At 62.5% G+C, this 10,940-nt stretch carries 12 protein-coding genes; 9 read left to right on the top strand and 3 right to left on the bottom strand.

The window, feature by feature from the left end; all coding sequences use genetic code 11:
* Window positions 1–242: 242 nt before the first annotated feature.
* The 3 genes from NMG80_RS03710 to NMG80_RS03700 all read right to left on the bottom strand — a co-directional run bounded on the left by NMG80_RS03710 (window position 243) and on the right by NMG80_RS03700 (window position 2,206).
* On the bottom strand, window positions 243–647 hold the full coding sequence (locus NMG80_RS03710; protein WP_254016886.1) for a cbb3-type cytochrome c oxidase subunit I: 405 nt from the start codon (window positions 645–647) through the stop codon (window positions 243–245).
* 217 nt (window positions 648–864) lie between these two features.
* On the bottom strand, window positions 865–1,635 hold the full coding sequence (locus NMG80_RS03705; RefSeq protein WP_254016885.1) for a sulfite exporter TauE/SafE family protein: 771 nt from the start codon (window positions 1,633–1,635) through the stop codon (window positions 865–867).
* A gap of 112 nt (window positions 1,636–1,747) precedes the next feature.
* Window positions 1,748–2,206 (bottom strand): Lrp/AsnC family transcriptional regulator, encoded by a 459-nt coding sequence (locus NMG80_RS03700; protein WP_254016884.1) that lies wholly within the window; start codon window positions 2,204–2,206, stop codon window positions 1,748–1,750.
* A gap of 135 nt (window positions 2,207–2,341) precedes the next feature.
* On the opposite strand from NMG80_RS03700, the gene NMG80_RS03695 reads away from it, so the two are divergent.
* The 9 genes from NMG80_RS03695 (at window position 2,342) to NMG80_RS03655 (ending at window position 10,534) form a co-directional block, all read left to right on the top strand.
* Window positions 2,342–3,259: a DMT family transporter gene (locus NMG80_RS03695; protein WP_254016883.1), complete on the top strand. Its 918-nt coding sequence runs from the start codon at window positions 2,342–2,344 to the stop codon at window positions 3,257–3,259.
* A gap of 133 nt (window positions 3,260–3,392) precedes the next feature.
* On the top strand, window positions 3,393–4,040 hold the full coding sequence (locus NMG80_RS03690) for a thiamine phosphate synthase (RefSeq protein ID WP_254016882.1): 648 nt from the start codon (window positions 3,393–3,395) through the stop codon (window positions 4,038–4,040).
* A gap of 1 nt (window position 4,041) precedes the next feature.
* Entirely contained in the window at window positions 4,042–5,073 is a 1,032-nt protein-coding gene (locus NMG80_RS03685; RefSeq protein ID WP_254016881.1) for a tetratricopeptide repeat protein, read from the top strand.
* Between the two features lie 209 nt (window positions 5,074–5,282).
* Window positions 5,283–5,849 (top strand): elongation factor P, encoded by a 567-nt coding sequence (gene efp / locus NMG80_RS03680; RefSeq protein ID WP_254016880.1) that lies wholly within the window; start codon window positions 5,283–5,285, stop codon window positions 5,847–5,849.
* 137 nt (window positions 5,850–5,986) lie between these two features.
* Entirely contained in the window at window positions 5,987–6,784 is a 798-nt protein-coding gene (locus NMG80_RS03675; protein ID WP_254016879.1) for an inositol monophosphatase family protein, read from the top strand.
* A 113-nt stretch (window positions 6,785–6,897) separates the two neighbouring features.
* Entirely contained in the window at window positions 6,898–7,605 is a 708-nt protein-coding gene (gene trhA / locus NMG80_RS03670; RefSeq protein ID WP_254016878.1) for a PAQR family membrane homeostasis protein TrhA, read from the top strand.
* A 113-nt stretch (window positions 7,606–7,718) separates the two neighbouring features.
* Window positions 7,719–8,744, top strand: coding sequence for a MotA/TolQ/ExbB proton channel family protein (locus NMG80_RS03665; protein ID WP_254016877.1), 1,026 nt, complete (start codon window positions 7,719–7,721; stop codon window positions 8,742–8,744).
* A 1-nt stretch (window position 8,745) separates the two neighbouring features.
* Window positions 8,746–9,777: a peptidoglycan -binding protein gene (locus NMG80_RS03660; RefSeq protein WP_254016876.1), complete on the top strand. Its 1,032-nt coding sequence runs from the start codon at window positions 8,746–8,748 to the stop codon at window positions 9,775–9,777.
* A 358-nt stretch (window positions 9,778–10,135) separates the two neighbouring features.
* A complete protein-coding gene (locus NMG80_RS03655) occupies window positions 10,136–10,534 on the top strand; it encodes a hypothetical protein (protein ID WP_254016875.1) in 399 nt (132 codons plus the stop codon).
* Window positions 10,535–10,940 lie beyond the last annotated feature (406 nt).

Below are 10,940 nucleotides of genomic sequence, written 5' to 3'. Positions count from 1 at the left end.
ATGCCTGGCGCACGACAAAAAAAGAGCCGCGGATAAGGCGGCTCTCAGGAGTTTAACAGGGAGGCGTCAAACAAAGTGGCTCCAACCACTCGGTAAGAATCCAGATCACTGGATGCACATAGTAAACGCCTGTAAAGCTTAATGAAGCCTTAACGGCGTGGATATTTTTCGAACAAGCGTCGGCCGCCTGTGCCGTAACAGCACAATAACTCCAGGCCTTTTTGGGGCCCAGACCTTTGGACTCAGGCCTTTTGCGCCTCACGATGCCGCTCAGCTCTCCACACCACCGGCAGCGCGATGTAGGCGAACAGCAGCAGCCCCGCGTAAAAGCTCATCGAGGATGTTGCCACCAGCGGCTCGATCGCCGGGTTGCCGGCAAGCATGATGTAAAGGCCGATCAACAGCCCGGTGCCACTGATTGCCGTCAACCAGAAATGGACGGTGGCAAGCGTCTTTTCCGCGACTGCCGGAAACAGATGGTAGAAGAAGGCAAACACCGCCGACATCAGCCATCCGGCCACCATGATGTGGGCGTGGGTTGGCATCTGCGCATGATCTTTGCTGATCGCCATGTGTAGGCCGAGCGCCATCCCGACCAGTGCGTAGACGACGGCCAGCGTGAAGAAGTTTCGTGCTACTTTTTGCATAGTTTGCCCCGATTTGCCTTTTCCCGTCATGGGAATGGGTTGAGATCAGGCGGTCGCCCCGCCACCGGGTCTCCGGCATCGACGCATTAGCATCGGCAATGTTTCTGGACGATGTCGCATCGCGCCCGACCCTTCCCCGGCGCTGCCAGAATAGCAGAAGACGGCGTGACCCGCTTGCGCAATCCTTGAGCGCCGGCGACTTCCATCGGCTGGCAATCTAGAGAAGGCCGGCGATCCCGTCCCACAGGAGCTTGACCGCGACGACCGCTACGGTCGCATAGGTGAAGGGGTAGAACAGTTCCGGTCGCATCCGCCGCACCAGCCAGGCGCCGGCGATGGTCGAGAGCGGCGCCAGCGGCACCAGAACCGCCGACGCGGTCAGGTTGGTGGCGTCGAACTGCCCGAGCGCAAAATAGGGGATCAGCTTCAACGCGTTGGTGGCGGCAAAGAAGATTGCGGCGGTGCCCGACAGCACTTTCGGATCGAGCCGGATCGGCAGCGCATAGACCTGAAAGGGCGGGCCGCCGACATGGGCGACGAAGCTGGTGAAGCCGGCGACCGTCCCCCAGAATGCGGCAGCCGCGCGGTTGGGCTCGGCCGAATGGCTCGCACCGTGGCGTATCTGTAGATAGACCCAGCGAAGCACGAAGATGATTGCCACGGCGCCGACTATCAGCCGCACCATTTCCGCTGTCACCAGCGCCGCGGTCAGCCAGCCGAGGCCGATGCCGATCACCGCGCCCGGCATCATGTCCGCAAGCATCTTGCGGTCGTAGACACCCCACCATGTCCACACCGAGACGATGTCCATCAGGCACAGTATGGGCAGCAGGATGGCGGCTGCCTGCACCGGCGGCATGGCCAGCGCCATCAGCGGCACGCCGACGAAACCGACCGCACCGCCAAAGCCGCCCTTGGACAGACCGACCAGGATGACGGCTGGAATGGCGGCGGCATAGAACCACGGATCGAGAAGCAGGCCTGACATCGGCGGGGAGCGGTTGGAGGGAAAGCGTGTAGACGCTGGAATAGCCGATAAACTTTCGCGCCGCGACTGCAAATGCGTACCCGACGCTGGGCGTCGTTCGTGCTGAGGCCTGTCACGGATTCGAGAAGGCGGTTGCGGCGAGCGGCGGTGGGCGCCTGCGGATCGGCTGCGCCTTGATGATGGCTGTGCTCGTTTCGGCCTTGTCGGCGATACGGTCGAGAAGCTTGTCGAGGTCGCCGATCGAGCGCACGAACAGCCGGGCAACAAAGCAGTCGTCGCCCGTCACCTTGTCGCATTCGCCAAACTCCGGAATCCCCTCGATCAGCTTCTGGACAATATGCAGCTTGCCCGGCAAGGGCCGGATGCGAACGATCGCCTGCAAGGTGTAGCCGAGCGCTTGCGGATCGATTTCGACGGTGAAAGCCCTGATAACGCCACGATCCTCCAGCCGACGCAGGCGTTCCGCGACACTCGGCGACGACAGTCCTACCTGCTGGGCCAGTTCCTTCAATGAGGTTCGCGAATCCTTGATCAGGATTTCGAGAAGGCGTCGGTCCAGATCGTCCAGCATTTGACATTCCCAAGAAGAAGGCCGTCATCACCTTATTTAATTAGGTAGAACTAGCATATCACCTAGCGCAAATTATAGAAAGGGCTGGTGCCGCATGGGATTATCAACCATCAGGGGTCTCGAGAGGTACTCTTCATGGACAGCACGGTGCGCGGCACGATCGAAATGACGGCGGCAATGGCGATCCTCGGCACGATCGGATGGTTCGTCGTCATGTCGGGCGAGCCGATCATGGACGTCGTCTTCTGGCGCTGCGCCTTCGGCGCGATAACACTGCTGATCATCTGCGCCGCGCTCGGGCTGCTGCGCGGCAGGGTGTCACTGCGCATCGTGGCGATTGCGGCCCTTGGCGGCGCGGCCATCGTCATCAACTGGCTGCTGCTGTTCAGCTCGTTTTCCCACGCCTCGATCTCGATCGCCACGGCGGTCTACAACACGCAGCCCTTCATGCTCGTCGGCTTTGGCGCGCTCTTCTTTTCAGAGCGGCTGACCATGACAAAGCTGGCCTGGCTTGGCATCGCCTTCGCAGGCATGCTGCTGATCGTGCAGGCCTCACCTGAGGTAAGCCCCAATACAGGTAGTGTTGGCACGGATTATTTTACCGGCATCGCGATGGCGCTGGGTGCGGCTTTCTTCTGGGCCGTCGCCGCCATCGTCACCAAGAAGCTCAGAGGCACGCCACCGCACCTGATCGCCCTGATCCAGGTCAGTGTCGGCGTCGTCATGCTGGCACCCTTCGCCAACTTTTCCCATCTTCCCGCCGATGCGTGGAGCTGGAGCATGCTGGCGACGCTTGGCGTCGTCCATACCGGTCTGATGTACATCCTGATGTACGGCGCCATTCAGAAACTGCCAACGCATCTGCAGGGGTCGCTGTCCTTTATCTACCCTGTGGTCGCGATCCTGGTCGATGTCGTCGCCTTCGGCCATCGGCTGCATCCGGCCCAGATCGTCGGCGCCGCCGCCATCCTGGTCGCCGCCGCCGGCATGAACCTCGGCTGGAGACTGTGGAGATCGAAGATTCCAGCCGAGAGCCTCCAGGCAATCGAGTGAGCGAAGAACGTCGCCGGACGACAATCATGCGCCAATGATCCTGCCCCGCCCGCCTGTTCAAGGCCGGCACTTTGCTCTATGCCGCAATGCAACCATCTTCGCCCGGCATAGGCGAAAACCGGGATCGAAACCAATGAACGACGCAACGCCTCCAAATCGCTGCCGCATCGTGCTGATCGCGCCGCCAGGCGTGCCGGCTGAGCGCATCGGCGCGGCGTTCGAGGGCGGCGACGTCGCCTCGCTCATCGTGCCCGAAAACGACATGGACGAAGCCTCCTTCCAGGCCTTCGCCGAACAGATCGTGCCGGCGGCGCAAGCGGCAGGCGTCGCCGTCATCATTGCCGGCGACACCCGTATCGCCGGTCGCGTCCAGGCCGATGGCATTCATGTCGAGGCCGGCAAGGCCGAACTCGCCGAGACGATCGAACGTTTTCAGGCAAAAATGATGGTCGGCACCGGCGGCGCCAAGACCCGCGACGATGCGCTGGAACTCGGCGAACTCAGGCCCGACTACATCTTCTTCGGCCGCTTCGGCTACGACAACAAGCCGGAGCCGCACCCACGCAACCTGTCGCTGGGGCAATGGTGGGCGGATGTGATCCAGATCCCTTGCATCGTCATGGCCGGGTCCGACATCGCTTCGGTGGAAGCGGTGGCTGCCACCGGCGCCGAATTCGTGGCGCTGTCCAGCGCCGTCTTTGCCGAGGGCATCGACCCAAAGCTGGCAGTCGCCAGCGCCAACGCGCTGCTCGACGAAACCGCGCCGCGTTTCGAGGACTGACGTGCCGGTGCGGACAATTCTTTTCGGTGCTTTGCTCGCAGTGCTCACGGTGCAGGCCGCCTTGGCGGAAACTGTCCCGTTGCCGCAACCCAAGCCCGACAGCGGTGAAAACACGGACAAGCCGATCGGCACGCCGCTGCCGCAGCCCGCCACCACGGCGCCGCTGCCATCGGCCGACGCCATCAATCCCGACCGCTTCGGTGCCAAGCCGTCGGACTCCGCCTACGGCGCCTTCCAGCGCGGCCTGTACAAGACGGCCTACAACCTCGCCTTGGTTCGCGCCCAGAACGGCGATCCGGCGGCGCAGACATTGATCGCCGAAATATTGTCGCGCGGCCTTGGCGTGCCGGTCGACGCGGCAGAGGCGGCAAAGTGGTACGCGCTTGCCGCCGAGCAGGGCATACCGGAATCACAGTTCCAATATGCGCTGATGCTGCTCGACGGCCGCTACGTCAAGAAGGACGAGAAAGGGGCCTACGCGCTGATGCAGGCCGCCGCCGAGGCCGGCAACCGTCTGGCCCAGTTCAATTTCGCGCAGCTGCTGGTCCAGCAGGATCCCGGCGATGCCGGCATCGCAAAGGCGTTGTCCTACTATCAGCGCGCCGCCGCAACCGGCCTTGCCGACGCGCAATATGCGATGGCGCAGGTCTATGCCAATGGCGTCGGCGGCAAGCCGCGCGACGATGCCCAGGCACGCGGCCTGCTGGCGCAGGCAGCAAGGCAGAACTACGATACGGCGCAGATCGATCTCGCTGCCTGGATGATCGAAGGACGCGGTGGCGCCCGCGACCTGAAGTCCGGCTTCGGCTGGATGAAACAGGCCGCCGAAGGCGGCAATGTCGCCGCCCAGAACCGCCTCGCCAAGCTTTACATGGCCGGCATCGGCACCGATCCGGATCCGATCCTTGCCGGCGCCTGGTACGTCGTCGCACGCCGCGCCGGGCTGATCGACCCGCAGATGGACGATTTTCTGCAGGGCCTGACCGACGACCAGACCAAGCAGGCGCTGCAGAAGGCCAACCGCCTGCCGTAAAGCGTCGCGGACAGTGAATTATCTGGCAGTGGCGCGGGTTGGATGCTGGCGAGGGAATGGCTCCGCCCCCCACTCCCTCGCATGCCGTCCCCTTGGCCACTCCTCCTCTTCCCACTCTTGCCCACTCCCTTGCCTCTCCTGGCGATTTGTGGTCTTGGAGGCGCCAAATCGCTTTCGTCGCGAAAATCTCAATTCCGGATCACATCATCATGGCCAAGATCAATGGCAACGAAATCCGTCCCGGCAATGTCATTGAGCATGACGGCGGCCTGTGGGTGGCGGTCAGAACCAACACTGTCAAACCCGGCAAGGGCGGCGCCTACAACCAGGTCGAGCTGAAGAACCTGATCAACGGCACCAAGCTCAATGAGCGTTTTCGCTCGGCCGAGACAGTCGAGCAGATCCGACTCGATCTAAAGGACTTTTCCTTCCTCTACGAACAGGGCGAAGCGCTGGTGTTCATGGACACCGAAAGCTACGAGCAGCTTGAATTGCAAAAGGATTTCGTCGGCGATCGCGCTGCCTTCCTGCAGGACGGCATGATGGTGACGGTCCAGCTCTATGACGAAAGGCCGATCGGCATTTCGCTGCCCGATCAGGTGACGCTGACGATCACCGAGGCCGACCCGGTGGTGAAGGGCCAGACCGCAGCCTCGTCCTACAAGCCGGCGATGCTGGAAAACGGCATTCGCGTGCTGGTGCCGCCGTTCATCGGCTCGGGCGAACGTATCATAGTCGACACCAACGAAATCACTTACGTGCGCCGCGCCGACTAAGGCATGATCCCAAAAAGTTGCAGACTTTTTGGAAATGATCATGTCTCAAAGCAAACAGGCATGATCCCCAAAAGCTGCAGACTTTTGGATAAGATCATGCCTCGAAGCAAATAGGCGCAACGGCAGGAAGAAGAGCAATGGCGCGTTCCGCGATCCTCAATGTCATGGTCCAGGCCGCTATGAAGGCCGGCCGCTCGCTGTCGCGGGATTTCGGCGAAGTGCAGAACCTGCAGGTCTCGATGAAGGGACCGGGCGACTATGTCAGCCAGGCCGACCGCAAGGCTGAAGACATCCTCTTCACCGAGCTGTCGAAGGCGCGGCCGGGCTACGCCTTCCTGATGGAGGAGCGCGGCCTGATCGAAGGCGACGACGGCCAGCACCGCTGGATCGTCGACCCGCTCGACGGCACCACCAATTTCCTGCACGGCATTCCGCTCTTCGCCATCTCGATCGCGCTGGAGCGCCAGGGCCAGATCGTCGCCGGCGTCGTCTACAATCCGGCGATGGACGAACTCTACACCGCCGAGCGCGGCGGCGGCGCGTTCATGAATGACCGCCGGCTGCGGGTTGCCGGCCGCACTAAGCTGATCGACACGGTGATCGGCTGCGGCGTGCCGCATCTCGGCCGCGGCCAGCATGGCAATTTCCTCATCGAGTTGCGCAACGTGATGGCCGAAGTTTCGGGCGTGCGCCGCCTCGGCTCCGCGTCGCTCGATCTCGCTTACGTCGCTGCCGGCCGCATGGACGGGTTCTGGGAAACCGGCCTGTCGGCCTGGGACGTCGCCGCCGGCATCCTGCTGATCCGCGAGGCGGGCGGCTTCATCTCCGACTACGCCGGCGGGCAGAACATGCTGGATGGCGGCTCGATCATCGCAGGCAACGAGACCATCCAGCGTGCGCTGTTGAAGACCGTCAGGAAGCCGGTGACGCGCTAGGCTCTAGCATAGCTAGCGGACTTGGCGCGCTGAACCGCCGCAGTCGCAAAACCGCAACGAAAGCTTGAAATGCTGTCCGGCATCCGCCCAAATAGGCGGATGCAGGATCGTTCATGACGCATATCGGCCCGAAATCCCAGATCGAGATACCCCAGATCGAAATCCCCTTCATGGGACGCTGGCACTATTCGCGCGCCGAAATGATCGCCGACGGCATCGTCCATGCGGTGGGCATCGTGCTCGCCATTGCTGCCGGCTCGACGCTGCTGGCGCTGGCCGCCTTCCATACCGATCCGGGCGAATATATCGCCGCCGCTTTCTACGTGATTTCGCTGCTCACCCTGCTGTCGGTGTCGCTGGCCTATAATCTGTGGCCGGTGTCGTCGCCAGCCAAGTGGATATTGCGGCGCTTCGACCATGCCGCGATCTACCTGCTGATCGCCGCGACCTACACGCCTTTCCTCGCCCAGCTCGACGGCTCGCCGCTGGCCATCTCGATGATCGTCCTGGTCTGGGCCGCTGCAGCGATCGGCATCGCCATCAAAGTGCTTCTTCCCGGACGCTTCGACCGGCTGGCGATCGTCTTCTATCTCGCCATCGGCTGGAGCGGCATCGTTCTTGTCGAGCCGCTCGTCCAGACATTGCCGACGACATCGATCGCGCTGATCGTCGCCGGCGGCATCGTCTATTCCTGCGGCGTCACCTTCTTCGCCTGGAAGGGCCTGCGCTTCCACAATGCGCTGTGGCACGGCTTTGTCGTCACCGGCGCCGGCCTGCATCTGGCCGCCATGGTCGACTGCCTGGTCATCAACCGACTCTGACGCCAGTGGTCCGCTTGGCAATATTGCCAAGCGCCATTCAATTTGGTCACAATTGCGTTTAGAGTCGCCGTCAAACGTGAATTGGCGGCGGCGGCATCGGAAACGGGGCACGGATGGCTTTTTTCAGATCCTTCGGCATGGGCAGACGCTCCGACGTGCTGATGTACGATCCGCACAAATTGTCGAGCCCGCAGGTGTTTCTGCTGACCATGGTCATCTTCCTGATGATCGTCGCTTTCATCGCCGCTATCCTGACCCGTCAGATCTCCACAGCCTTTGCCACCAATCCCGGTCTCAACGGCCTGATCGTCGGCGTGCTTGCGGTCGGCATCCTGCTGGCCTTCGCGCAGGTCGGCCGGCTGTTTCGCGAAGTGCGCTGGGTCAACTCTTTTCGGGCCGGCTCCGAAACCACCGAACCGGTGCTGCTGGCGCCGATGAAGGCGATGATCGGCCGCTCGTCGACGATCGCCTTCTCGACCAGCTCGATGCGCACCATGCTCGATTCGATCGCCACCCGCCTCGACGAAAGCCGCGACACCTCGCGCTATCTTGTCGGGCTGCTGGTGTTCCTTGGCCTGCTTGGAACCTTCTGGGGCCTGCTCAACACGATCGGCTCGATCCGCGAAACCATCGATTCGCTCGATCCCGGCACCGGCGATGCCGCCGCCGTGCTCGAATCGCTGAAGGCCGGGCTTTCCGCGCCGCTGGCCGGCATGGGTACCGCCTTCTCGTCCTCGCTGTTTGGCCTGTCCGGTTCCCTGGTGCTCGGCTTCCTCGACCTGCAGGCTGGCCGCGCCCAGACACGCTTCTACACCGAGCTCGAAAACTGGCTGTCCTCGGTCACCGACCTGTCGTCCGACATTGTCGTCGCCGAACCGCCCAAGGTCGAATCCTCCGACGAGATCCGCGTCCTGTCGGAAAGACTGCGCAGCATGCAGGAGAACGGCGGCGGCGCCAATCCGCGTGTCGCCACCGCCATGGCCAACCTTGCCGACGGCATTTCGGGCCTGGTCAAGAACATGCGCTCGGAGCAGCAGATCATGCGCGACTGGGTCGAGGCCCAGTCGGACGAGCAGAAGGCGATGCGCAACACTCTGGAGAAGATCGCCGACGCCCTGAAGAAGACTGGAGTCCATTAGCATGGCTCTCGCCAGGAGCCGGCGTGCCGATCGCCGTATCGATTACTGGCCGGGCTTCGTCGACGCGCTGTCGACGTTGCTGCTGGCGATCATGTTCCTGCTTACCGTCTTCGTGCTGGCGCAGTTCCTGCTCGGCCGCGAAATCTCCGGCAAGGACACGGTGCTCAACCGCCTCAATTCGCAGATCAACGAACTGACCCAGCTTCTGGCGCTGGAGCGCTCGACAACGCAGGACAAGGAAGATTCGCTCGCCAATTTGCAGGCGTCGCTGTCGGCGTCGGAGGCGGAAAAGAGCCGGCTCGAACAATTGCTGGCGCAAGGCGCCGGTGCCGGCGACGCCGCCAACCAGCGGGCCACGGCGCTTTCGGGCGAACTCGACAACCAGCGCCAGATCAGCCAGCAGGCGCTGAGCCAGGTTGAAATCCTCAACCAGCAGATCTCGGCGCTGCGCAGGCAGATCGGAGCGCTCGAAGAAGCGCTCAACGTGTCCGAAACGCGCGATCGCGAGTCCAACACCAAGATCGCCGATCTCGGCCGCCGCCTGAACGTCGCGCTGGCGCAACGCGTGCAGGAACTGAACCGCTACCGGTCCGACTTCTTCGGGCGCTTACGCGAAATCCTCGCCGACCGCGAGAACATCCGCATCGTCGGCGACCGTTTCGTCTTCCAGTCGGAAGTGCTTTTCCCGACAGGCTCCGAAGTGATCAACGACGCCGGCAAGGACGAGATGAAGAAGCTCGCCGACGCCATCATCGACCTGCAGAAGGAGATCCCGCCGGAGATCAATTGGGTGCTGCGCGTCGACGGCCACACCGACGACAAGCCGCTGTCGGGCACCGGCCGCTACCGCGACAATTGGGAATTGTCGACGGCGCGCTCGACCTCGGTGGTGAAGTTTCTGGTCGAGAACGGCGTGCCGGCCAACCGCCTGGTTGCGGCCGGCTTCGGCGAATTCCAGCCGCTCGACCCCGCCGACACCGACGACGCACGCAACAAGAACCGCCGCATCGAGCTGAAATTGACCGAGCGCTGATCGCCCGGCTCCAGGCGGCCGCTGCATTTAAAGCATGTCGCGCAAAAGCATGCCCTCGGGCCTGACCCGCAGGTGTGCAGCGGTTTTGCAATAACGACATGCATAAGACAGTAACCTAAAGCGCGTCGCATGAGGCCGGTCAAATGCGACGCGCTCTAGGGTGGCAATGCGCGCTGGCAAGGCCTGAAAAAATTACCTTTTTTTAATTACACTTTGCCGAGGATCGCTCCTAGCTATGTCACGGGGCCGAGAACCGCCGGCGGTGGAACCGTCCATCGCGACCCGACGGAACCGACGGCCCACGGCCGGAAGGTGGGTGTTCCAATCGCCGCCTTCGCCAGCAAAAGGAGACGCAACCATGCGCTCTTTTACTCCCAAGACCCTTAGGACTGCAACGCTCGCCGCACTTCTCGTCATCGTTCCGTTTGCTGGCGCCTACGCCGGCCCGCGTGAGACAGCTTTGATCAACCAGATGGAGAGCGTGGATACCGGTATCCGAGCCGCCATGCAGGCGAACAGAATCAAGCCGGACGAGGCGCGTGACTTGCGCACGCACGTCGCTCAACTTGATCGGGCCGCGCACAGGGCCGCGCGAGATGGATCGATGCCGGCCACGCAATATCATAGAATGCTGGCGCAGCTCGATCATGTGAGCCAAAGGCTGCGGGCCGCCACCGGCAGCGCCTTCCTCATCGGCAGCGGCGGCGATGGCGGGTACTATCCGAACGGCTACGGCCCAAACTATCCAAGAGGCTGAAATCATCCATTACAGCGCCGCGCGGGTTTTCGGACGCGCAAAGGACGATGGAGCAATTTTGATTTGCGCATGATCCTTTTCCGGCCTTCGGTTCAGGATCATGCGCTCAACCGTCGCTCGCCTGGGTTGTTCGGGCTGCTGCTGAAGACGGACCTGCTGGGACGCCGCTTGATATCGCCTGCAAAGCGCTGCTGGAGGTCGTCAATGGCTTCCGCGAGTCCCAGATGATCGCGATTGCGACCGCCTGAGGATCGTGGCGATGGTATCGACTGGCGCTCTGCGCCTTTCCGTGGAAATGTGGCAGCAGGAGAATGGGAAGCGTCCGCTGGCGACAAACTCCAGGACACGTTTAAGGGGCTGAAGGCTGAAGGCTGAAATCTAACGCCCCCTTCGGTCGAGTAGAGGC

It is taken from the genome of Mesorhizobium escarrei (genome assembly GCF_935825525.1).
GTDB classification, from domain to species: domain Bacteria; phylum Pseudomonadota; class Alphaproteobacteria; order Rhizobiales; family Rhizobiaceae; genus Mesorhizobium; species Mesorhizobium escarrei.
The sequence above is the reverse complement of the archived record's forward strand: the minus strand, read 5'-3'. Positions and strand labels throughout refer to the sequence as shown.